Source organism: Xanthobacter autotrophicus ATCC 700552 (assembly GCF_043194565.1).
GTDB lineage: Bacteria > Pseudomonadota > Alphaproteobacteria > Rhizobiales > Xanthobacteraceae > Xanthobacter > Xanthobacter autotrophicus_F.
The window spans coordinates 1-21,229 of record NZ_JBAFVS010000007.1 but is presented as its reverse complement, the minus strand read 5'-3'; the positions used below and the strand labels follow the sequence as shown (position 1 = coordinate 21,229).

Here is a 21,229-nt window from a genome sequence, read left to right as displayed (position 1 = left end):
GCATGACCCACCTCACCGGAAGAAGACGTACTTCACGAGTGCGGCGATCACCAGCACCAGGACGACCAGACCGACCAGGCCGGTGAGGCCCATGCCCCACCCCATGCCCCACCCCATGGCTCCCATCATGTCGTGCATCATCTGAACCTCCTCATTCGGCAGCGGCCTTGAGGTCTGCCGGTTCGGGCTCGTGCTCAGTCTCGGCGCCCGCCGCGCTCCGCGGCAATCGCCAACCCTTGATCAGGCCGTAGACTGCCGGGATCACGGCCAGCGTCAGTATGGTCGAGGACAGCATGCCGCCGATCATCGGCACGGCGATGCGCTGCATCACCTCCGAGCCGGTGCCGGTGCTCCACAGGATCGGGACGAGCCCGGCCGTGATGGCGATGACGGTCATCATTTTCGGCCGCACCCGCTCGACGGCGCCGAGCATGATCGCCTGGTAGAGATCCTCTCGGGTGAAAGACCGTCCTTCCGCCTCCCGTCCGGCCTTCAGTTCCGCCATCGCCTGCTCGAGGTAGATCAGCATGATGACGCCGGTCTCGGCGGCAACGCCGGCGAGCGCGATGAAGCCGACCGCCACGGCGACCGACATGTTGAAGCCGAGCCACCACATCAGCCAGATGCCGCCAACCAGTGCGAAGGGCAGCGACAGCATGACGATGAGCGTCTCGGTGAGCGCCCTGAAGTTGAGATAGAGCAGCAGGAAGATGACCAGCAGCGTCACCGGGATGACGATCTTCAGCCGGGCTTCGGCACGCTGCAGATATTCGAACTGGCCGCTCCACGCGACATAGGTGCCCGGCGGCAGCTTCACCTCGTTCGCCACCGCCGCTTGGGCCTCCGCGACATAGCCGCCGAGATCGCGGTCGGCGATGTCGACGAAGACATAGACCGCCAACTGGCCGTTCTCTGTGCGGATCGAGGTCGCGCCGCGGGTCAGCTCGACCTTGGCGACTTCGCCGAGCGGCACCGTGCCGCCGCCCGGCAGCGGCACCTGGACGTCGCGGGCGATCGATTGCGGGTCGCTGCGGAAGTCGCGAGGGTAGCGGATCGTGACTGCGTAGCGCTCACGACCCTCGACTGTGGTCGTCACCGTCTCGGCCCCGAGCGCGCTTGCGATCACGCCCTGGACATCGCCAATGGCCAGGCCATAGCGACCTAGCGCGTCACGATCCGGCACGATGTCAAGGTAGTAGCCACCGATCACCCGCTCGGCATAGGCGCTCGATGTTCCCGGTACGGACCGCAGCACCCGCTCGATCTCGCGCGCGGTCTGTTCCATCTGGCCGAGATCCGTCCCGAACACCTTGACTCCGACCGGGGTGCGGATGCCGGTCGCCAGCATGTCGATGCGGGCTCGGATCGGCATGGTCCAGGCGTTGGAGACGCCGGGGAATTGCAGCGCCTGATCCATCTCGGCCTTCAGGCTGTCAATGGAGACGCCCGGCCGCCATTCGCTTTTGGGCTTAAGGTTGATGATGGTCTCGAACATCTCGGTCGGCGCCGGGTCGGTCGCGGTGAGAGCGCGCCCGGCCTTGCCGTAGACCGAAGCCACTTCCGGGAAGCTTTTGATGATCCGGTCTTGCACCTGCAGCAACTCAGCGGCCTTGGTGACGGAGATCCCCGGCAAGGTGGTCGGCATGTACATGAGCGTGCCTTCGTCGAGGTTCGGCATGAACTCAGAACCGAGCTGGCGTGCCGGCCAAATCGTGACGCCGAGCACGACGAGCGCGACGATGATGGTGAGCGTCTTCGCCTTCAGCACGCCGCGGATGACCGGGCGATAGAGGAAGATCAGCAGGCGGTTGATCGGGTTCCGGTGCTCCGGAATGATCCGGCCGCGCACGAAGACCACCATGAGCGCCGGCACCAGCGTCACCGACAGCAGCGCTGCGGCGGCCATCGAGAAGGTCTTGGTGAAGGCGAGCGGACCGAACATCCGGCCTTCTTGCGATTCCAGCGTGAAGATCGGCAGGAAAGAGACGGTGATGACGAGCAGGCTGAAGAACAGCGCCGGTCCGACCTGGCTCGCCGCCTCAATCAGGATCTCAACGCGCGGCTTGTCCGGCGGGGCGCGCTCCAGATGCTTGTGGGCGTTCTCGATCATCACGATGGCGGCGTCGATCATGGCGCCGACGGCGATGGCGATTCCTCCCAGGCTCATGATGTTGGAGCCGAGCCCGATCGCCTTCATTGCCGCGAACGCCATCAGGATGCCGACCGGCAGCATCAATATAGCGACGAGGGCGCTGCGCAGATGCAGCAGGAACACCACGCACACCAGCGCGACGATGATGCTCTCCTCGATCAGCGTGCCCTTCAGCGTCTCGATCGCCCGGCCGATCAGTTCGGAACGATCATAGACCGGCACGATCTCGGCACCCTTGGGCAGACTCAACGCGATCTCGGCGAGCCGCGCCTTGACGTTCTCGATCACGGTCAGTGCGTTGGCACCGAAGCGCTGCAGCACGATGCCACTCGCCACCTCGCCTTCGCCATTGAGCTCGGTGATACCGCGCCGCTCGTCCGGTCCAATCTCGACGCGGGCCACGTCCTTCACCCGCAGCGGCACGCCGCGCTCGGTCTTCAGCACCACGTTCTCGATGTCGGCGACGTTCCTGATATAGCCGCGCCCGCGCACCATGAACTCGAACTCGGAGAGTTCGACGGTGCGACCGCCGACATCGGCATTGCTCGCCTTGACAGCCTCACGCACCCGATCGAGCGGGATGCCAAGCGCCCGCAGCCGGTTCGGATCGACCACGATCGCATATTGCTTCACGAAGCCGCCGACACTGGCGACCTCGGCGACGCCCTCCGCCTTTGACGCGCCGAAGCGGATCACCCAGTCCTGCAGCGAGCGCAGTTCGGCGAGCGTCATTTCCTTGGCGACGACGGCGTATTGGTAGACCCAGCCGACGCCGGTGGCGTCCGGCCCGAGGGTTGGTGTCACGCCCGCCGGCAATCGCTGCGCAGCGGCGTTGAGATATTCGAGCACGCGCGAGCGCGCCCAATAGGGATCAGTGCCGTCCTCGAAGATGACGTAGACGAAGGAGACGCCGAAAAATGAGAACCCGCGAACCACCTTGGATTTCGGCACCGTCAGCATGGAGGTGGTGAGCGGATAGGTGACCTGGTCTTCGACCACCTGCGGCGCCTGGCCCGGATAGTCGGTATAGACGATCACCTGGACGTCGGAGAGGTCGGGGATGGCGTCGAGCGGCAGCGTCTTCAGCGCATAAAGCCCGGCCGCTACGGCGAACACCGTACCGACGAAGACCAGCACCAGGTTGCGGGCGGACCATCCGATGAGGCGTGCGATCATGGCTGCGCCTCCGGAGGTGTCAGGCCGCGCAGGGCGGCTTTCAGATTGCTCTCGGCGTCGATCAGGAAATTGGCCGCGACCACGACGCGGTCGCCCTCGGCAATCCCCTCGCGGATTTCGGTGAAGCCCTCGCCGCGCAGGCCGATCTTCACCTCGCGCGGCTCGAACCGGCCCTCGCCCCGGTCGAGGATCACCACCTGTCGCGTGCCGGTATCGATGACGGCGTCGTCCGGCACGGCAACGACCGGAGCGGCGTCGCCGGTGCCGATCTCCACCTCGGCATACATGTTGGGCAGCAGGGCGCCGTCCGGGTTCGCGATCTCGATCCGTACCCTTGTGGCCCGCGTGGCTTCGCCGACCTGCGGATAGATCAGCGACACCCGACCATTGAGGCCGCGTCCCGGAAGGCTCCGCACCCGGATTGTCACCGGCGCCCCGAGCCGAACGGCGCCGAGGTCGAACTCCGGCACATCCGCCAGCACCCAGATGGTCGAGATGTCGGCCAGGCGGAACAGCACCTCGCCGGGCGCTACCTTCATGCCGTCGACCACCGTGCGTTCGAGCACGATGCCATCGCGCGGCGCGCGCCACGCCACCGACAGCGGTACCTTGCGGGTGCGCTCGATCTCGGCGATCGCCTCGGTCGGCAGGCCGATATTTTCCAGGCGCTGGCGGGCGCCACCGAGAGCGCTGTCGCGCCCACCGCCATTGAGGTCCGTGAGAAATTGGGCACCGGCGGCGGCGATGTCCGGTGAATAAAGCCGCAGCAGAACCTGGCCCTTCGTGACCCGATCCCCTGTCGTGATGTTGGCCACCTCGTTGACGAAGGCCTCGCTCCGGGTCGCGACCACGGAGATGCGCCGCTCGTCGAGCTGGACGGTTCCCGGCACGCGCACCAGCCTGCCGACCACGCGCCGCTCGACCAGCTTCGATCGCACGCCGGTTCGCTGCAGCCTGCCGAGCGACACCTTCACGACCGGGCCGTCGTCATCCTCGCCCTCATGGACGGGGATGTAGTCCATCCCCATGGAGTCCTTCTTCGGCACCGGCGAGGTGTCCGGCAGGCCCATCGGATTGCGGTAATAAAGGATCCGTCCTGGGCCGGCCGGGCTGGCGGCCACGACTGCCGGCGGCTTGTCCTCGAAGCTCACATCCTCGCTGGCGCGGACAGCCCGGAACGCCCGACCGTCCCCGGTCTGGCGCGGGCTCGCCGAATAGGCGGGCTTGCCGCCGGGATCCTGATGATAGATCACCGCTCCCGTGCCGACCGGCTCAGCCGCTGCAAGGGTTGCCTCGACACCGAACCATTGGCGCAGGCCGGGCGCGGGAAGACCCCCGACACCCGCCCAATAGCCTCCGACCCCCGCCGCCAGAACGGCGGCGAGGGCGAGACCCGTAAGGGCGATCCGTTTCATGGCAGGGCCTTGAGGACCAGCTTGTTCTCGAGCGTGCCGGTCTCACCCTGGATCTTGGAGCCAAGCGAAAGCCGCCAACCGCCGGCCATCATCAGGTTGGTCTTGAAGCGATAGACACCCGGCTCGGTCGACGGCAGCGCCTCGATCGGTGCCGCCATCGTCTCCATGCCGTCGGGAGCCATATCGATTCGGGTCGCGAAGATGACGGCGTCCGGAACCGCCTTGCCGGATCGCTTGTCGACGAGCCGGACGGCGACGATGGCGCCGTTGCCCTGCTTGACGTTCGTCTGAACGAGCTGGAACTCGTAATCGGTGATGTCGGCGCGCGCCGTCGAGAGGGCCGCCATGGAAAGCACGGCCGCGAGCGCCGCCGCACCGGCGCGCTTTATAGAAAACGTCGTCATGATTTGAAAATCCCTGATTCATCGAAGCACCGTGCGCATGGCCCGGCGTTGCGCGGCCATGGCCGCGCGTTCTCGGCCGCCCGAGCCTCGCTGGGGCGGCACGAGCCGGCGCAGAAACGCCGGCGATGTTCTAGGTTCGCGGAGGTCGAGCTGGGGGTTCTATCGCGAGCGCGTCGCCCAAGACGTCGCTGGCGGGGCGCATGGCATCGCTCCGATCCCAGAAAACGAAGGACAGGCTCGAAAGCGTCGGTGCCACCGAGAACCACTTGGCCATGCACAATGCCATTAATGGGCAGGTCTTCTGGCAGTTGGGAACCGCTGGTGTCTCATCCGGACAGCACGGCATGTCACCCGCCATTTCGGGCATGGACATAGCAGAGGCCGCCGCCATCGCGGCGCCGCTCACCGGTGCGGTGAACGGTCCGGCGATGAGCCCCACGATCGCAAGGATCGCGAGCAGCCTTTGGAGCCAAGCGGCGATGTTCATGCAGTGCAACATGTCATAGGTGAGGCATTCTGGGAATGCGAGCAGCGGTACGAAGCTGTCACAGGTTCGTGGCAGGCGGATGCCACTGCCATACTCAGGATGAGGGCGTGCGTCGCGGACACGCGCGGCCGGCGAAGCGAAGGCATCGCGCTCTCGCGCCGACATCGCGTGAGGCTCCGGAAGCTGGCGGCATCAGCGCTGATCGGCGCCGCGTCGTCCCGGAAGAAGAACTCCCGCGGGAATCCCAGAGCGCGCACCAAGCCGTCAACCGTGTCTTCATCCGGAACCTGCTGCCCGTTGATGACACGCGACAAGGTGACCGGCGATATGCCGGCCCGCTGGGCAAGAGCCTTGGCGGTCAACCGCTGCCGCTTCCGCGCGCGCTCCATTCTGCCGATGTTGAACATGGCCTGGCGACGCAAAACAGCAGGCTCGAACTCGAGAATACTCACCTCACCCGCTGAAAGTAGCCCCGCGACCAGTGAGTTTCCTCTCATCAGACTCCCATTCGATCATCAGATTCCATTTGAAAAAGCCACGGTTTGATATACCATAAATGCAAATCATTCTCATTTGCAGAAATATCGAAATGGCTGATATTGGCGGCTGGATCCGAGGAAAAATCAGCAGGCGCGGCCTGATCGGCGGTGGTTTGGTCGCCGCAGGCGGAACGGCCGTTTGTGCTGGCGCGGGGGCACTGGGACAAATAAACCATACGACGCACGAGCTTCCCCAAGCAAAGCTTGAGACCGTTCCCGCCCATCGGGGCGCCCACGGGGCGATGATCACGGTCGGGGATGTGGACGACGCCCGTAACGGCTTCGACCCACTGAAGATCCTCGGCGATTGGGACACCGGAACGATTTCGACGCTGCCCACTGGCCAGACGCTGCGCACCTTCGAGGTCGTAGCCGAGGACAAGGAAATCGAGATTGCGCCGGGCATCATGTTTCCGGCGTGGACTTATAACGGCCGGGTTCCGGGGCCGTCCCTGCGCGCGACCGAAGGAGACCGTTTGAGGATCGTCTTTAAGAACTACGGGTCACATCCCCATTCCATGCATTTTCACGGCATTCATGCCGCACGCATGGACGGGGTCCCCGGCGCGGGATTGATCAACCCCGGCGGCGAGTTCGTCTATGAATTCGATGCCCGCCCGTTCGGCTGCCACCTCTACCATTGCCATGCCCTGCCCCTGAAGCGGCACATCCACAAGGGCATGTATGGAGCGTTCATCGTCGATCCGGATCCTTCCCGCCATCCCGACCAGGCCGATATTGCGCGCTCCCGCCTCCTGGGGACGCCGGAGAATGCGCGGTGGCAGGAATTCGTGATGGTGATGAATGCCTTCGACACCAATTTCGACAACGAGAACGAGGTCTATGCGGTCAATACCGTGGCGCACGCTTATGCGAAGCGCCCGATCAGGATCATCCGCGACAGGCCGGTCCGGATCTACCTCATTAACGTTGTCGAGTTCGATCCGATCAATTCCTTCCATCTGCACGCGAATTTCTTCAACTATTTCGATCAGGGGACAACGCTGACGCCGACGCTGAAGACGGTCGACCTGATCATCCAATGCCAAGCCCAGCGCGGCATCCTCGAGTTTACGTTCAAGGACCATGAGCCGGGCCTCTACATGTTCCACCCGCACCAGTCAGAGTTCACCGAACTCGGCTGGGTCGGCATGTTCGATGTGGCGGAGGCGCTGTCATGAGCGATGTCGTCGAAACGCAAGGCATTGTCGATCCGCCGGCTGTTCCCGCGGGCCTCGCCGATCGGACGCGGCTACTGTGGGTCCTGCTGCCCCTTCTTGCCTTCGGTCTGGCGGCCCTTTGGCTCGTCTCCACCGATCCCCTCAGGAGCTTCAACAACGGCGCGCCGCCTGTTGAGAAGCTCACATTTGAACGGACGATCCTCGGGCCGGGCGGCATTCACGTGTTGGTGCGGGCCGGCGGCTCCGAGCCGATGACCATCGCCCAGGTGCAGGTGGATGACGCCTACTGGGAGTTCACCCAGGAGCCGCCCGGAAGCATCGCCCGAGCCGCGACAGCATGGATTCACTTGCCGTTTCCTTGGGTCCTCGGTGAAGCCCATGCCATCAAGATCGTCACCAACACCGGTGCAACGTTCGATCACCAGATTGCAGTCGCGGTGCCGACGCCGACCCGGGATTCGACGGGCCTCGTTTCACAGGCTTTGCTCGGCGCCTTTGTCGGCCTGTTCCCGGTGGCTGTCGGCCTGATGTTCTACCCAGCGCTGCGCGGCGTTGGGCGAAGCGGCATGAACTTCCTGCTGGCACTCACGGTCGGTCTGCTCGCCTTTCTCTTCGTCGACGCCCTGGGTGACGCTTTCGAGCTCGCCGGGGAAGCCGCGGCCATCTTCCAGGGGCCGGTGATGGTCGTCCTCGCGGCGGTCGCGAGCTTCCTGTTGCTGATGGCAGTCGGCCGCCGAGAAGGCACGCCGACCGGCCTGGCGCTGGCGACCTTCATTGCGCTCGGCATCGGTCTCCACAATCTCGGCGAAGGGCTGGCCATCGGCGGCGCCTTTGCCGCCGGCGCCGCCGGCCTCGGCACCTTTCTGGTGCTCGGCTTCACCCTGCACAACATCACGGAAGGCATCGGCATCGCCGCACCTATCCTCAAGGTACGCCCTCCGCTTTGGGCATTTGCCGGCCTGACGCTGCTGGCGGGCGGGCCTGCCATCCTCGGCTTGTGGATCGGAAGCCTCGCTTATGCTCCGCAATGGTCCGCGCTGGCGCTTGCCATCGGCGCCGGCGCCATCCTCCAGGTGATCATCGAGGTCGGCTCGTATCTGATGCGTTCGGATGGGCAAGGCTTGAGGGCCCTCGTGATCCCGAGCACGATGACGGGCCTCGCAGCCGGGGTCGGCTTCATGTTCGCAACCGCCATGCTCGTGAAGATCTGAAGCAAGAAGCGCGCGAAGCGCATGGCGTCATCAAAGCCTGGAATGAAGTGCCGGGCTTCGCTGCGAAAAATCGCCTGACCCGTCACGCACGCCCCCAGGAGAGGAGCCTGAGGGCGTTGAGGGTCACCAGCACGGTGGCGCCTGTATCGGCGAGGATCGCGGGCCACAGGCCGGTGATGCCGGCAATGGTGGTGACGAGGAACACCGCCTTCAGCCCAAGGGAAATGCCGATGTTCTGGTGGATGTTGCCCATGGTGCGCCGGGACAGGGCGATCATGGAGGAAATGTCCTTCACCCGGCCATGGAGCGCCGCCGCATCCGCCGTTTCCAGCGCCACGTCGGTGCCGCCGCCCATGGCGATGCCGATGTCGGCGGCGGCCAGCGCCGGGGCGTCGTTGATGCCGTCGCCCACCTTGGCCACCACCGCGCCTTCTTGCTGGAGCTCGCCGACGATGCGTAGCTTGTCCTGCGGCAGCAGCTGGGCGCGCACCTCGATGTCGAGCTGCCGGCCGATGGCCTCCGCTGTGCGCCTGTTGTCGCCGGTGAGCATCACCGTGCGGATGCCCTCCCGCTTCAGCGCGGCAAGGCCCTCGGCGGCATCGGGCCGAGGCTCGTCGCGCATGGCGATGGCCCCGGCGATGGCGCCGTCGGCCACCAGCAGGGACACGGTCTTGCCGGCGTCGTTCAGCGCCGCGATCCGGTCGGCCTGCGCCTGTGTCAAAGGCGCGCGCCCGGCGGCGGCCTGGGGCGAGCCGAGGAATACCTCGCGCCCCTCCACCTGCGCCGACACGCCCTTGCCGCCCAGCGCCTGCGCGGCCTCGGCCACGGGAATGGCGATGGCGTCCGCCGCCGCCCGGTCGAGGATGGCCTTGGCGAGGGGATGGCTCGATCCGGTCTCCAGCGCTGCCGCGAGGCGCAGCACCTCGGCTTCCGGCCGGGCGAAGGCGATCACGTCCGTCACCTGTGGGCGGCCCTGCGTGAGGGTGCCGGTCTTGTCGAAGCAGACGGTGGTGACCTTGCCCGCCGTTTCCAGCACGGCGCCGCCCTTCAGCAGCAGCCCGCGCCGGGCGCCGGCGGAGAGGCCGGCGGCGATGGCGGCCGGGGTCGAGATCACCAGCGCGCAGGGGCAGCCGATGAGGAGGATGGCGAGGCCCTTGTAGATCCAGGCATCCCACGCTCCGCCGAACAGCAGAGGCGGTATGACCGCCACCAGCGCCGCCGCTACCACCACGCCGGGGGTGTAATAGCGCGAGAAGCGATCGATGAGCCGCTCGGTGGGCGCGCGCTTTTCCTGCGCTTCCTCCACCAGCTTCACCACCCGGGCGATGGTGTTGTCCTCGGCGGTGGCGGTGACGCGCACGCGCAGCGCCGCCTCCCCGTTCACCGTGCCGGCGAAGACGGTGGCCTCAGGCCCCTTGCGCACCGGCACGCTCTCGCCGGTCACCGGGCTCTCGTCGACGCCGCTCTCGCCCGCGACGATGAGGCCGTCCGCCGAGATCCGGTCGCCGGGCCGCACCAGGATCACCTCGCCCACGATGAGGCTGGCGGCGGGCACCTCGATGGTGGTGCCGTCGCGCTCCACCAGCGCGGTCTTGGGCACCAGCGCGGTGAGCGCGCGGATGCTGGCGCGCGCCCGGCCGGCGGCGACGCCTTCCAGCAATTCGCCCACCAGGAACAGGAACACCACCGCCGCCGCCTCCTCGGCCGCGCCGATGATGACGGCGCCGGCCGCCGCGATGGTCATCAGCATCTCGATGGTGAAGGGCATGCCGTTCGCCGCCGCCGCGATGGCGCGGCGGGCGATGGGCACGAGGCCCACCAGCATGGCGGCAAGATAGAGCCAGGATTGCACCGCCGGGACAAAGGTGCCGATGCCGAAGGCCACCGCCAAAGCGAGGCCGCTCAGGAGGGTGAGGCGCGCCTTGCCGGTGGACCACCAGCTGCCTTCGGCGGCGGGGGCCGCACCGTGGTCGTGCCCGCCGGCTTCGGCGTGATCGTGCTTTGCGTGGTCGTGGTCGCTGTGGTCATGCCCCGCATGATCGTGTCCCGCGCAGCTCTCTCCATGGCCGTGTGCCTTGCCATGCCCGCCGGACGCGAGGGGGGCGAGGGCATAGCCCATCGGCGACAGGCGGCCGGCGAGGGGGCCAAGGTCGGCGTCGGCCGCGTGGCGGATCACCAGCGTGCCGGCCGCCACCGAGACCTCCGCTTCCGCCACGCCGGCGATGCGCAGCGTCGTGCCCTCGATCTTCGCGGCGCAGGAGGCGCAGTCCATCCCGGTCACCCGGAACCGGCTTTGAACGAGGGGAGCGGTCATGATGCGGCCTTTCTTTGCGTCACGCTGCGGACCCTAGATGCTCTAGTCACTAGAGGAGCAAGCCCCATGTCGCGCCTTTTGTCCGATTCTCTTCCGGACCCCATTCCCGATCTCCTGCCCATCGGTGCGGCGGCGCGCGCCAGCGGGGTGAAGGTGCCCACCATCCGCTTCTATGAAGAGATCGGCCTGATACCGGCGCTGCCGCGCACCGAGGGCAACCGCCGGCTCTACAGCGCCACCCACCTGCGGCGCCTCGCCTTCATCCGCCATGCGCGCGAACTGGGCTTCGACATCGAGGCCATCCGCACCCTGCTGACGCTGCAGGACCGGCCCGAGCAGTCGTGCGCGGCGGCGGACGAGATCGCCAGCGCGCGGCTGATCGAGGTGCGCAGCCGCATCGCTGCGCTCAGGGCATTGGAAGCCGAACTTCAGCGCATGGTGGACGGCTGCGCCCACGGCCACGTGGCACAGTGCAGGGTCATCGAGACGCTTTCCGATCACGGACAATGTCAATTTCATCACGGTCAGGGCGGAAATCTTGAGATCAGCTGAATTTCAAGTTTTCTCCCAAGCTTTTCGGGCACGATGACGCAGCGCTTCTGAAAGACTTGACACGTCGCGGCTCTTGGGGTCTCTCATGGCTCATGCTTCGCTTCCTGGCAAAAGCCCTCCTGTCGATCACCGGTCCGGCGTTCCGCCGCGCCGTGGCGGTCGTCGTGATGGCGTGCCTTGTGGCCGGGCCGTTCGCAAGCGCACTGGCGGCGCATCACGTCTTCGATGTGGATGGCGCCCTGGAAGAGCTGGCTGGGACCTCAGTCGCGCTGACGAGTATCGACGTGTCGAGCATCGACCTGTCGCCCGTCGAGGCATCCATTGCGGATCCCTGCCTCGCTGCTGCGGACGCCAAGGTGTTCGGTGCCGCGCACGATCCAGCCCAGCCCCAGCCCTCCGCCGATCATGACTGCCATGGCTGCTCCATGGTAGTGCTGCCGCACGCCCCGGCCGCAAGCGTGGCCCTGCGCCTTCGCGCCGTGCCGGAGGTGCCGCCCGCGCACCTGAGTACCGGCCGGTCCGTTCCCACCGACATCCGCCCCCCACGCGCCTGATCTGAACCTTCTGCTCGCGCGCTGACGCCCCGCGTCGGCGATCCGCCATCAGACTTTGGATCAGATCATGTCGCCTCGTGCCCTCGCGCTTGCGCTTGGGGCAGCGCTCGCGCTGCTTCACGCGTCGCAGACGCGCGCCGAAACCGCCCGTCCGCTGACCCTGACCAGCGCCCTCGCCAGCGCCCTTGCCGCCAATCCGCGCCTCACCGCGGCGGAGCGCGACATCGGCATGGCGAGCGGCCGCAACACCCAGGCCGGCGCCCTGCCCAACCCCAACCTCTCCCTTGAGGTGGATAATGCGGCGGGCTCGGGCTCCTACCAGGGGCTCGACCTTGCCGAACAGACCATCCAGATCAGCCAACTGGTGGAGCTGGGCGGCAAGCGCGAGGCGCGGCTGGCGGCCGCCGGCGCCGGGGTCGGCGTGGCGCGCTGGGAGCGGGAGGCGATCCGCCTCCAGGTGCTGGCGGAGACTGCGGCCGCCTTCGCCGCCGTGCTCGGGGCGCAGCAGCGCGCCCATATCCTTGAGACCCAGGTTGCGGCGATCCAGCGGCTCGCGCCGCTGCTGCAGAACCGCGTCCAGGCCGGTGCTTCCTCCCCGGCCGAGATTTCCCGCGCCCGCGTCGCCGCCGATTTCGCCCGGGTGGAGCTGGACCGCGCCCGCGCCGCGCTCGGCACCGCGCGACGGGAACTCGCGCTGCTCATGGGCCTTCAGGAGGCAAGGTTCGGGCGGGCGACCGGCAACCTGCTGAAGGTCAGCACCCCGCCTCCCCTGCCGGGACTCGTCAAGCAGGCGCTGGGCAATCCGCAGCTCACCCGCTTCACCGCCCTGCGCGCCCAGCGCCAGGCGGACCTGCGCTCGGCGCAGGCCAAGTCGGTGCCGGACGTGACCCTGGGGGTCGGCTACCGGCATTACAACGAGACCGCCGACAGCGGCATGCGCCTCACCCTGTCCATGCCGATTCCGCTGTTCGACCGCAACGACGGCGGCATCAGCGAGGCGAACGAGCAGTTGCTGCGGGCCGAGGCGGAAGAGGCCATCGCCCGCAACGCGCTCATCTCCCAACTCGGCCGTGCCCATGACGGGATGAAGGCCGCCTTCGACGAAATCACGCTGCTGCGCACCAGCACCATTCCGGGGGCGCGCACCGCCTTCGAGGGGGTGGAGACCGGCTATTCCGAAGGCCGCTACACCCTTCTGGAGCTGCTCGACGCCCAGTCCACCCTCACCGACGCCGCCCTGCGCGAGCTGGACGCGCTGGTCTCGTTCCACACCGCCCTCGCCACCCTCGAAGGGCTGACGGGCCGGCCGGTGACCCTCACCAAAGGAAAAGCCAAATGAGCCGCACGGCGCGACGCGACGTGGCGATGCTCCTCGTCGGCCTCCTGGCCGGCGCGGGAGCGCTGTACACGTTCCAGGACCGCAACGCCCCCGTTTCGGGCAGCCTTGCCGCCGAGCGCGGACATGGCGCGGAGGGTGGGCATGGAGAAGAGGGAGGCGGACATGCCGAGGGCGGGGTGGAACTGGACGACACCAAGCTCGCCGCGGCCGGTATCGGCCTGGAGACGGCCGGCCCCGGCACGCTGCGCCAGAAGCTGCGCCTCAATGGCCTGATCCAGCCCAATCAGGAGAATGTCGTCCAGGTGACTCCGCGCTTTCCCGGCATCGTCCGGGCGATCCGCAAGCGGATCGGCGACAAGGTGGCCAAGGGGGACGTGCTCGCGGTGGTCGAGAGCAACCAGAGCCTGACCACCTACGACATGAAGGCCCCCATCTCCGGCACCGTGGTGGACCGGCAGGTCGGCCTCGGGGAATACGCGTCCGAGCAGAAGCCTGCATTTGTGGTCGCCGATTTGTCGACCCTATGGGTGGACCTCTCCGTTTATCGCCGCGATTTTCCGCGGGTGCGGGCAAGCGACAAGGTCGCCATCGATCCCGAGGACGGCGGCCAGGTCATCGATGGCCAGGTCGCCTATGTCTCGCCCATCGGGTCGGCGGACACGCAGACCGCGCTGGCGCGGGCGGTCATTCCGAACGACGGCATGCGGCTGCGGCCCGGCCTGTTCGCGGTGGGCACCATCACGCTGACGGAGAAGCCGGTGGACCTCGCGGTCCGCACCAGCGCGCTCCAGACCCTTGATAACCGCACCGTGGTGTTCGTGCGCGACGGCGACGCCTTCGCACCCCGTGACGTGGAGATCGGCGATCGCGATGCGGAATGGGCCGAGGTGCTGTTCGGCCTCATGCCCGGCGACGTCTACGCCGCGAAGAACAGCTTCGTGGTCAAGGCGGAACTGGCCAAGGGGAGCGCCAGCCATGAGCACTGAACAAACTGGCACTGAACAGACTGGAGCCGGCGCCCTAAAGCTGGTCACCGCCTTGATCCATCCCCACCTTGAGGCACGCGTGATCAAGGCGCTCCACGAGCTGCCGGAATTTCCCGGCTTCTCGCTCACGGAGGTGCGGGGCCAGGGTCGCGGGCGCGGAGCGGGCGGCACCTATGTGGCCACCGAATACGACCTCGTCTACCAGCGCCACCTGCGCATGGAGATCGTCTGCCGCGCCGATGCGGTGGAGACGATCACCGAGGTGATCGCCCGCGCCGGCTGGACCGGCCGCAGGGGCGACGGGGTGATGTTCGTCACCGCCGTGGAGCGCCTGATGCGCATCCGCGAGGCCGGCGCCCCCGCGCGTGAAGGGGAGGGCACGCGATGATCGACGCCATCCTCGCCTTCTCCATCCGCCAGCGCTGGCTGGTGGTGATGGCCTGCCTCGCTGTTGGCGCCTTCGGGGCGTGGAACTTCACCCGCCTGCCCATCGACGCGGTGCCCGACATCACCAACGTGCAGGTGCAGATCAACACCTCGGCGCCCGGCTTCTCGCCGCTGGAGACCGAGCAGCGCATCACCTTTCCCATCGAGACCGCCATGGGCGGCTTGCCGGGCCTGCAATACACCCGCTCGCTGTCCCGCTACGGCCTCTCGCAGGTCACCGTGGTGTTCCGCGACGGCACCGACATCTACTTCGCGCGCCAGCTGGTGAACGAGCGCATCCAGCAGGCCAAGGACCAGCTTCCGCCCGGGGTGGAGACCGCCATGGGGCCGGTCTCCACCGGCCTCGGCGAGATCTACATGTACACGGTGGAGGCGAAGGACGGGGCGAGGAAGCCCGACGGCCAGCCCTTCAGCCCCACCGATCTGCGCACCATCCAGGACTGGATCATCAAGCCGCAGCTCCGCACCGTGCCGGGGGTGGTGGAGGTGAACACCATCGGCGGCTTCGAGCGGCAGGTCCATGTGCTGCCCGATCCGGCGCGCCTCATGGCCAACCGCATCTCGTTCCGCGACGTGATGACGGCGCTGGCCGCCAACAACGCCAACGTGGGCGCCGGCTATATCGAACGCAACGGCGAGCAGTATCTGGTGCGCACGCCGGGCCAAGTGGCGGACGCGGCCGACATCCGCGAGATCGTCATCGGCAGCCGGGGTGGAACGCCGCTGCGCATCGGCGACATCGCCGACGTGCGCGAGGGGCGCGATCTGCGCACCGGCGCGGCGACCCTGAACGGGGAAGAGGTGGTGCTGGGCACCACCATGCTGCTCATCGGCGAGAACAGCCGCACGGTGGCCCAGCGCGTCGCCAAGCGCCTCGAGGAGATTTCCCGCTCGCTGCCCGAGGGCGTCATCGCCCGCGCGGTCTACGACCGTTCGCACCTGGTGGAAGCCACCATCGCCACGGTGGAGAAGAACCTGCTGGAAGGCGCGCTGCTGGTGGTGGTGGTGCTGTTTGTGCTGCTCGGCAATTTCCGCGCGGCGCTGGTGACCGCTTTCGTCATCCCGCTGTCCATGCTCTTCACCATCACCGGCATGGTGGAGAACCGCGTCAGCGCCAACCTCATGAGCCTTGGCGCCATCGACTTCGGCATCATCATCGACGGCGCGGTCATCATCGTTGAGAACTGCCTGCGCCTTCTGGCGGAAGAACAGCACCGGCGTGGTCGACTCTTGAGCCGCGCCGAGCGGTTCGAGACCATCCTCGCCGGCTCGAAGGAGGTGATCCGACCGAGCCTGTTCGGGACCATGATCATCGCCGTGGTCTACCTGCCGGTGCTCACCCTCACGGGGGTGGAAGGCAAGATGTTCACGCCCATGGCCATCACCGTCCTGATGGCGCTGGCCGGCGCGGCTCTGTTCTCCATGACCTTCATCCCGGCGGCCATCGCGCTGCTGGTGACGGGCAAGGTCTCCGAGCACGAGAACTTCATCATGCGCGGGGCGCGGCGAATCTACACGCCGCTGCTCGACGCGGCCATCAACTACCGCGCCGTGGTGGCGGTGGCGGCGGCCGGCCTCGTGGTGGCGAGCGGCCTTGCCGCCTCCCGCATGGGCGGCGAGTTCATCCCCAGCCTCGACGAGGGCGATGCGGCCATCCAGGCGCTCAGGGTGCCGGGCACCAGCCTCACCCAGTCGCTGGAGATGCAGCAGGCGCTGGAGAAGAGCCTGCTGAAGGTGCCGGAAGTGAAGGAGGTGTTCGCCCGCACCGGCACGGCGGAGGTCGCCACCGACCCCATGCCGCCCTCCATCTCCGACGGCTACGTGATGCTGAAGCCGCGCGCCGAGTGGCCGGACCCCAGCAAGTCCAAGAGCGCGCTGATGACCGACATCGAGAAGGCCGCGGAAGGGGTGGCGGGGAGCAATTACGAACTCTCCCAGCCGATCCAGCTGCGCTTCAACGAGCTGATCTCGGGCATCCGGTCCGACGTGGGCGTCAAGATCTTCGGCGACGACCTCGATGTGCTGCTGCAGGTGGCGGGGCAGGTGCAGACCGTGCTCCAGGCCGTGCCCGGCGCCGCCGACGTGAAGACCGAGCAGGTCTCCGGCCTGCCCATGCTCACCGTCGCCCTCAACCGGCCGGCCATGGCCCGCTATGGGGTGAGCGTCGCCGACGTGCAGGAGCTGGTGGAGATCGCGGTGGGCGGCCGGGAGGCCGGCGCCCTGTTCGAGGGCGACCGCCGCTTCGACATCGTGGTGCGGCTGCCGGAAGAACTGCGCACCGACATCGAGGCCCTGCGCGCGCTGCCGGTGCCGCTGCCCCCCGCCGCCAGCGACGAGGCAAGGCCGGTGCGTGCCGCCTGGGGGCCGGGGGCGGGCGGGCAGATCCGCTACGTGCCGCTCTCCGCCATCGCCAGCCTCACGGTCTCTCCCGGCCCCAACCAGATCAGCCGGGAGGACGGCAAGCGGCGCATCGTGGTGAGCGCGAACGTGCGCGACCGCGACCTCGGCTCCTTCGTCTCCGATGCCCAGCGCCAGGTGGCGCAGAAGGTGAAGTTGCCGGAGGGCTACTGGATCGGCTGGGGCGGTCAGTTCGAGCAACTGGTCTCGGCCACCCAGCGCCTCGCCATCGTGGTGCCCATCGCGCTGGCGCTCATCTTCCTGCTGCTGTTCATGAGCTTCGGCTCGGTGGCGGATGCGCTGCTGGTGTTCTCCGGGGTGCCGCTGGCGCTCACCGGAGGCATCGCGGCGCTGATACTGCGCGACCTGCCGCTCTCCATCAGCGCCGGCATCGGCTTCATCGCGCTCTCGGGCGTGGCGGTGCTGAATGGCCTCGTCATCATCGCCTTCATCCAGCGCCTTAGGGCCGAGGGGCGGGACGTGGTGGCGGCGGTGCGCGGCGGCGCCCTCACCCGCCTGCGCCCGGTGCTGATGACGGCGCTGGTCGCCTCTCTCGGCTTTGTGCCCATGGCCATCGCCACCGGCCCGGGCGCGGAGGTGCAGCGGCCGCTCGCCACCGTGGTCATCGGCGGCATCATCTCCTCCACCATCCTCACCTTGCTCGTGCTGCCGGCGCTCTACGTGCTGTTCCGGCGCGAGACGAAGCCCGCCGCGGCGCCCATCGAAGCGGCGGAAAGCCCCACTTCCTAGAGCACCCGCCAATCGGCTTGCACCGCAAGCCGATTGAACAACGCGTCCTATTTTCGAGAGTTTAGAGCCAAGGAGAAGAACCCGTGCTGAAAAGTCTCATCGTCGCCGCAAGCCTTGTCGTCGCCGGCCCCGCCATCGCGCAGCATGCCCACGGCGTCCAGAAGGGCCCCAACGGAGGTCCCATGGAAGACCTCGCCGGCGTCCATGCCGAACTCGTCGTCTCTGGCGAGAAGCTCAATGTCCATGTCTTCGACGAAGCTGGAAAGCCCGTGGACACGGCCGGATTCACAGGCTCGGCCATGCTGGTGTCCGGCAGTGAAAAAAAGACCATCCAACTCGCCCCTGCGGGCCAGACGCTGGCCGGGCAGGCCCCCGCGGCCATCGCGAAGGGTACGGCCGTCACGCTCCTGATCAAGACGGCAACTGGAAAGTCGGGCCAGGCGAAGTTCACCACGCCCTGAGAGCCAGTTTGAAAATTCGCTTGGATGGCTGGTCGCAGCCCCATCCTGAGCTTCAGTGCCGTCATGTCCTTTTTGAATTTCCAAACGATCTCTGAGGAGGCACTCATGCGCAAGATCGCTATGCGCCAAAGTAATGTTTATGCGCTGGCATTCGCCATTGCGATGACCGCCTCGCCTGTGGCAGCCTTGGACCCGGTACCGAAGGGATATCGCGAGAAGCAGCGGCACGACTTTCGGGACGTCCAACTGGGCCTCTCCCATCCCTCGCGCTCCGACCGTGGCATGCCGAAGACCGGCGCCAGACCGCAGACCGGCGCCAGACCGCCCTCTGCATCCGTTGGCGAAGCGCACGAGGCGGATGTCTCGTGGAAGCGGACCCCACAATGACGCAACCACCGCGTCGCCATGAGCCGGAGGCACTCCGCAGGCGCATCGGACTCCTGTTCGTCATGTTGGGCCTGCTGCTCGCGGCGGTGACGCTGCTGGCGTCAAACGGGGCGAAACAGCAGCTCGGCCCGATGGCGGCGGTCGCCACAACGCATTCCGATGTCGAGCACTCGCCACATCAAGAGCCCCCCGGCTCCCTCGATCCCTGCACGGTGCTGCGTGGCGAATGCCACGGGTGCGCGCATGCGACCTGGACCTCGCCCTCGGACTGGGCGGCGCGGGCATTTCAGTCCGAGCGTTGGGGCTGGTGGCATGCCGTGGGCTCAGGCACCGGGCCCGACGTGGAAGCCCCCCCGCCCCGCATCTCGATTGTTGAATGGATCAAAACATCTCAGTCGACATTCAACATTCGAGGTCAAATCGATGAAGCATTACGTGCTGACACTGGCCATGATCCTGGCCCCCCTCACTGCCACAGCGGAGCCCTATCCTTCCACCCTGAGCGTCGAGGAGCAGGAGCGACATGAGTTCTTCGACGTGCAAAAGGAAAACTATCCAAGTGGTCCTACTGGCCGCTTCGACCGCCCTCTGATTCAACAGGGTGACGACGATAGGCCACTGAATCAACAGGTAGTTCGCCCCTCTGCCGCCAGTCAGTAAACCGGATACGGGTGGGAGCGACGAAGTCGCTCCCACCCTCGCCGTATCTCAATTTATACGAGAACAGGCCATGAAGAATTTTTTGATCGCAGTATGCCTGTGCATCGTCATGAATGGCGCCAACGCCGAAATTGCTCTTGCGGCTGGCAATCAGTCGAACGCTCCCGCACCCGCGGACTTGCGCGCGCAAGCCGCCAGCCATCTGAAGTTTTTATATGGAATGTATTTTGCGATCCGCGCATGCACAGAGGCGCATCAGGAGCAATCCGAACTTGGATTCAAGCCGACAGTCAGCCTTTCCGAGGCGCAGAGCGTTCTGCGTGCCGCGGACGCATCTGCGCGCTCCGTGGGCGTCGATGTGGATCGAGCATGGCTGGAGATGAGCTCTATCGGCCAAGCGGCGGGAGAAGCTCTCAAACTCAAGAGCGATGATAATTTTAAGAAATGCCAACAAAGTGGAATGTTTTTTCGAACAATCACATCCCGCCTTCAGATGACAATTGATAAATTGGACGGAATTATTCCTTTGATAAAGAAGGATTTCTAATACATAATTACATTTCTATTTTATTATATTTAATATTGTAATTTACAATTACAAATGTCAGATGTGGTTCCTATCAATTTTGATGTCAACGGGAGCAGGAATGGAGCTTCGCCATCTTCGGCATTTCGTGGCGGTCGCAGAGGAGCTCCATTTTACACGTGGCGCGCAACGCGCCGGCATCGAACAATCGCCATTGTCCCGGTCGATCAAGACTCTCGAACGGCGCCTTGGCGTAGTATTACTCGAGCGCACACGGCGATCCACGAAGCTAACGCCGGCCGGTGAACGTCTTCTCGCCCATGCGCGTGCGCTCCTCGCATCCGCCGACGAAGCACGCATAGACGTTCGCACGGCAGCAGCGACGGGAGACATAATCAGCCATTTGCACATCGGCATTTGCGACGGTGTACCATTTGCACGCTTCGCACGACTGATCTCAGAAATAAAACAGGAAAGTCCGCAAGTCGTCGTGCATGTCCATGAAGCGTCGGTGACGCAGAATTTCGAGGGCTTGCGAAGTGGCTTCCTTGATGCGGCGCTCACGCCAGAGAGCGGATACGGCAAGGGGATTTTGTCCGAAGCAGTCTGGCGAGATCCGCCGATCGCTCTGATGCCGAGCGGTCATTCCCTGGCTGGAAAGAAGCGGATTAAACTGTCTGAGATTGTCAAAGAGCCTCTCGTTCTAAGTCGACCCGATACGGGTCTTAGCCAGCAATCCCAGATAGAACAGCTTGTTAGAACCGCAAGTTCGATCCCGAATATTGTTAGTCGCACCACGACACTTCCGGTATTGGTTACGCTGGTTCTTGCGGGCTATGGCATCGGAATAGCGACCGCCGCTCAACTCGAGGCGGTCGAGGTGAATGGCATTGCCCTCCGGCCCCTGAGCGACGCGCCCACCGATCTGAAAACTTGGCTGATGGTGCGTGAGGGGACACTCAACGAGCCACTATCTCGTTTCGTCGAGCTAGTTCGTACGATTACTTAAAGAGCCTGTACGGCCAGGCCGCTCGGCACGGAATCCCTTGTCACGAGCGATGAAGGTTTCGAGCATGAGCGGCGCCAACGTCGCCGCATCGACAACCGTGCCATGAAGCTCGGAATGAAGAGCGGCATATCGGTCGAGGTCAGCCCGAAGTTGCACCGTTATGGTGACGGTGAGCTTGACGGTTTCGGCTTTCGGCACCGGTCCGAGGCTAAGCTTTCTGGTCAATCATCCCTCCTGATGTCAGCCGTCATCGGGGCGGCGCGATAGGGTCGCAAGACGAGA

The 21,229-nt window shown here is 66.0% G+C and carries 22 protein-coding genes; 14 read left to right on the top strand and 8 right to left on the bottom strand.

Going from position 1 to position 21,229, the window contains the following annotated elements; translation table 11 throughout:
• Positions 1 to 12: 12 nt before the first annotated feature.
• The 6 genes from V5F48_RS09595 to V5F48_RS09570 form a co-directional block, all read right to left on the bottom strand.
• The gene (locus V5F48_RS09595; RefSeq protein WP_394040341.1) at positions 13 to 141 is read right to left on the bottom strand and encodes a hypothetical protein; all 129 of its coding nucleotides are present in this window, start codon (positions 139 to 141) and stop codon (positions 13 to 15) included.
• A gap of 10 nt (positions 142 to 151) precedes the next feature.
• Positions 152 to 3,328: an efflux RND transporter permease subunit gene (locus V5F48_RS09590; protein ID WP_394040343.1), complete on the bottom strand. Its 3,177-nt coding sequence runs from the start codon at positions 3,326 to 3,328 to the stop codon at positions 152 to 154.
• Entirely contained in the window at positions 3,325 to 4,743 is a 1,419-nt protein-coding gene (locus V5F48_RS09585; protein WP_394040345.1) for an efflux RND transporter periplasmic adaptor subunit, read from the bottom strand. The genes V5F48_RS09590 and V5F48_RS09585 overlap by 4 nt, the downstream gene beginning before the upstream one ends.
• Positions 4,740 to 5,147: a FixH family protein gene (locus tag V5F48_RS09580; RefSeq protein WP_394040347.1), complete on the bottom strand. Its 408-nt coding sequence runs from the start codon at positions 5,145 to 5,147 to the stop codon at positions 4,740 to 4,742. The genes V5F48_RS09585 and V5F48_RS09580 overlap by 4 nt, the downstream gene beginning before the upstream one ends.
• 130 nt (positions 5,148 to 5,277) lie before the next feature.
• Positions 5,278 to 5,634, bottom strand: coding sequence for a hypothetical protein (locus V5F48_RS09575; RefSeq protein WP_394108467.1), 357 nt, complete (start codon positions 5,632 to 5,634; stop codon positions 5,278 to 5,280).
• A complete protein-coding gene (locus tag V5F48_RS09570) occupies positions 5,631 to 6,023 on the bottom strand; it encodes a helix-turn-helix domain-containing protein (protein WP_394258633.1) in 393 nt (130 codons plus the stop codon). The genes V5F48_RS09575 and V5F48_RS09570 overlap by 4 nt, the downstream gene beginning before the upstream one ends.
• Between V5F48_RS09570 and V5F48_RS09565 the strand changes: the two genes are divergently transcribed.
• From V5F48_RS09565 to V5F48_RS09555, 3 genes are read left to right on the top strand one after another with little or no spacing between them, the layout of a single operon-like run.
• Positions 5,935 to 6,180, top strand: a complete 246-nt coding sequence (locus V5F48_RS09565) for a hypothetical protein (RefSeq protein WP_394040520.1) — start codon at positions 5,935 to 5,937, stop codon at positions 6,178 to 6,180. The two genes, V5F48_RS09570 and V5F48_RS09565, sit on opposite strands and share 89 nt — an antisense overlap.
• A gap of 43 nt (positions 6,181 to 6,223) precedes the next feature.
• Positions 6,224 to 7,354 carry a multicopper oxidase domain-containing protein gene (locus tag V5F48_RS09560; RefSeq protein ID WP_394040510.1) on the top strand — a complete coding sequence of 377 codons (1,131 nt, stop codon included), beginning with the start codon at positions 6,224 to 6,226 and terminating at the stop codon, positions 7,352 to 7,354.
• Positions 7,351 to 8,565: a ZIP family metal transporter gene (locus V5F48_RS09555; protein ID WP_394040351.1), complete on the top strand. Its 1,215-nt coding sequence runs from the start codon at positions 7,351 to 7,353 to the stop codon at positions 8,563 to 8,565. The genes V5F48_RS09560 and V5F48_RS09555 overlap by 4 nt, the downstream gene beginning before the upstream one ends.
• Positions 8,566 to 8,647: 82 nt before the next feature.
• Here the strand turns inward: V5F48_RS09555 and V5F48_RS09550 are convergent, their stop codons facing one another.
• Entirely contained in the window at positions 8,648 to 10,879 is a 2,232-nt protein-coding gene (locus V5F48_RS09550) for a heavy metal translocating P-type ATPase (protein WP_394040353.1), read from the bottom strand.
• 66 nt (positions 10,880 to 10,945) lie between these two features.
• On the opposite strand from V5F48_RS09550, the gene V5F48_RS09545 reads away from it, so the two are divergent.
• The 11 genes from V5F48_RS09545 (at position 10,946) to V5F48_RS09495 (ending at position 20,947) form a co-directional block, all read left to right on the top strand.
• Positions 10,946 to 11,431 (top strand): MerR family transcriptional regulator, encoded by a 486-nt coding sequence (locus tag V5F48_RS09545; protein ID WP_394040355.1) that lies wholly within the window; start codon positions 10,946 to 10,948, stop codon positions 11,429 to 11,431.
• A 92-nt stretch (positions 11,432 to 11,523) separates the two neighbouring features.
• On the top strand, positions 11,524 to 11,985 hold the full coding sequence (locus V5F48_RS09540) for a hypothetical protein (RefSeq protein WP_394040357.1): 462 nt from the start codon (positions 11,524 to 11,526) through the stop codon (positions 11,983 to 11,985).
• A 67-nt stretch (positions 11,986 to 12,052) separates the two neighbouring features.
• Positions 12,053 to 13,324 carry a TolC family protein gene (locus tag V5F48_RS09535; protein WP_394040359.1) on the top strand — a complete coding sequence of 424 codons (1,272 nt, stop codon included), beginning with the start codon at positions 12,053 to 12,055 and terminating at the stop codon, positions 13,322 to 13,324.
• Positions 13,321 to 14,310, top strand: coding sequence for a divalent metal ion exporter adaptor subunit IhpB (ihpB, locus tag V5F48_RS09530; protein ID WP_394040361.1), 990 nt, complete (start codon positions 13,321 to 13,323; stop codon positions 14,308 to 14,310). Before V5F48_RS09535 ends, ihpB begins: the two co-directional genes overlap by 4 nt.
• Positions 14,300 to 14,698 (top strand): P-II family nitrogen regulator, encoded by a 399-nt coding sequence (locus V5F48_RS09525; protein WP_394040363.1) that lies wholly within the window; start codon positions 14,300 to 14,302, stop codon positions 14,696 to 14,698. Before ihpB ends, V5F48_RS09525 begins: the two co-directional genes overlap by 11 nt.
• Positions 14,695 to 17,904 (top strand): efflux RND transporter permease subunit, encoded by a 3,210-nt coding sequence (locus V5F48_RS09520; protein WP_394040365.1) that lies wholly within the window; start codon positions 14,695 to 14,697, stop codon positions 17,902 to 17,904. The genes V5F48_RS09525 and V5F48_RS09520 overlap by 4 nt, the downstream gene beginning before the upstream one ends.
• An 83-nt stretch (positions 17,905 to 17,987) precedes the next feature.
• On the top strand, positions 17,988 to 18,365 hold the full coding sequence (locus V5F48_RS09515; RefSeq protein ID WP_394040367.1) for a hypothetical protein: 378 nt from the start codon (positions 17,988 to 17,990) through the stop codon (positions 18,363 to 18,365).
• Positions 18,366 to 18,470: 105 nt separating this feature from the next.
• Positions 18,471 to 18,752: a hypothetical protein gene (locus V5F48_RS09510; RefSeq protein WP_394040369.1), complete on the top strand. Its 282-nt coding sequence runs from the start codon at positions 18,471 to 18,473 to the stop codon at positions 18,750 to 18,752.
• Between the two features lie 423 nt (positions 18,753 to 19,175).
• Positions 19,176 to 19,412, top strand: a complete 237-nt coding sequence (locus V5F48_RS09505) for a hypothetical protein (protein ID WP_394040371.1) — start codon at positions 19,176 to 19,178, stop codon at positions 19,410 to 19,412.
• A 70-nt stretch (positions 19,413 to 19,482) separates the two neighbouring features.
• Positions 19,483 to 19,959, top strand: a complete 477-nt coding sequence (locus V5F48_RS09500; RefSeq protein ID WP_394040373.1) for a hypothetical protein — start codon at positions 19,483 to 19,485, stop codon at positions 19,957 to 19,959.
• 100 nt (positions 19,960 to 20,059) lie between these two features.
• Positions 20,060 to 20,947, top strand: coding sequence for a LysR family transcriptional regulator (locus V5F48_RS09495; RefSeq protein ID WP_394040375.1), 888 nt, complete (start codon positions 20,060 to 20,062; stop codon positions 20,945 to 20,947).
• On the opposite strand, the gene V5F48_RS09490 is transcribed toward V5F48_RS09495, so the two are convergent.
• Entirely contained in the window at positions 20,927 to 21,172 is a 246-nt protein-coding gene (locus V5F48_RS09490; RefSeq protein ID WP_394040377.1) for a DUF2274 domain-containing protein, read from the bottom strand. The genes V5F48_RS09495 and V5F48_RS09490 overlap by 21 nt on opposite strands.
• Positions 21,173 to 21,229: the final 57 nt, after the last annotated feature.

Coding starts and splice junctions, on each gene's coding strand:
- V5F48_RS09595 (WP_394040341.1), bottom strand. CDS start 141: ATGATGCACGACATGATGGGAGCCATGGGGTGGGGCATGGGGTGGGGC.
- V5F48_RS09590 (WP_394040343.1), bottom strand. CDS start 3,328: ATGATCGCACGCCTCATCGGATGGTCCGCCCGCAACCTGGTGCTGGTC.
- V5F48_RS09585 (WP_394040345.1), bottom strand. CDS start 4,743: ATGAAACGGATCGCCCTTACGGGTCTCGCCCTCGCCGCCGTTCTGGCG.
- V5F48_RS09580 (WP_394040347.1), bottom strand. CDS start 5,147: ATGACGACGTTTTCTATAAAGCGCGCCGGTGCGGCGGCGCTCGCGGCC.
- V5F48_RS09575 (WP_394108467.1), bottom strand. CDS start 5,634: ATGAACATCGCCGCTTGGCTCCAAAGGCTGCTCGCGATCCTTGCGATC.
- V5F48_RS09565 (WP_394040520.1), top strand. CDS start 5,935: ATGACACGCGACAAGGTGACCGGCGATATGCCGGCCCGCTGGGCAAGA.
- V5F48_RS09570 (WP_394258633.1), bottom strand. CDS start 6,023: ATGGAGCGCGCGCGGAAGCGGCAGCGGTTGACCGCCAAGGCTCTTGCC.
- V5F48_RS09560 (WP_394040510.1), top strand. CDS start 6,224: ATGGCTGATATTGGCGGCTGGATCCGAGGAAAAATCAGCAGGCGCGGC.
- V5F48_RS09555 (WP_394040351.1), top strand. CDS start 7,351: ATGAGCGATGTCGTCGAAACGCAAGGCATTGTCGATCCGCCGGCTGTT.
- V5F48_RS09550 (WP_394040353.1), bottom strand. CDS start 10,879: ATGACCGCTCCCCTCGTTCAAAGCCGGTTCCGGGTGACCGGGATGGAC.
- V5F48_RS09545 (WP_394040355.1), top strand. CDS start 10,946: ATGTCGCGCCTTTTGTCCGATTCTCTTCCGGACCCCATTCCCGATCTC.
- V5F48_RS09540 (WP_394040357.1), top strand. CDS start 11,524: ATGCTTCGCTTCCTGGCAAAAGCCCTCCTGTCGATCACCGGTCCGGCG.
- V5F48_RS09535 (WP_394040359.1), top strand. CDS start 12,053: ATGTCGCCTCGTGCCCTCGCGCTTGCGCTTGGGGCAGCGCTCGCGCTG.
- ihpB (WP_394040361.1), top strand. CDS start 13,321: ATGAGCCGCACGGCGCGACGCGACGTGGCGATGCTCCTCGTCGGCCTC.
- V5F48_RS09525 (WP_394040363.1), top strand. CDS start 14,300: ATGAGCACTGAACAAACTGGCACTGAACAGACTGGAGCCGGCGCCCTA.
- V5F48_RS09520 (WP_394040365.1), top strand. CDS start 14,695: ATGATCGACGCCATCCTCGCCTTCTCCATCCGCCAGCGCTGGCTGGTG.
- V5F48_RS09510 (WP_394040369.1), top strand. CDS start 18,471: ATGCGCAAGATCGCTATGCGCCAAAGTAATGTTTATGCGCTGGCATTC.
- V5F48_RS09505 (WP_394040371.1), top strand. CDS start 19,176: ATGAAGCATTACGTGCTGACACTGGCCATGATCCTGGCCCCCCTCACT.
- V5F48_RS09500 (WP_394040373.1), top strand. CDS start 19,483: ATGAAGAATTTTTTGATCGCAGTATGCCTGTGCATCGTCATGAATGGC.
- V5F48_RS09495 (WP_394040375.1), top strand. CDS start 20,060: ATGGAGCTTCGCCATCTTCGGCATTTCGTGGCGGTCGCAGAGGAGCTC.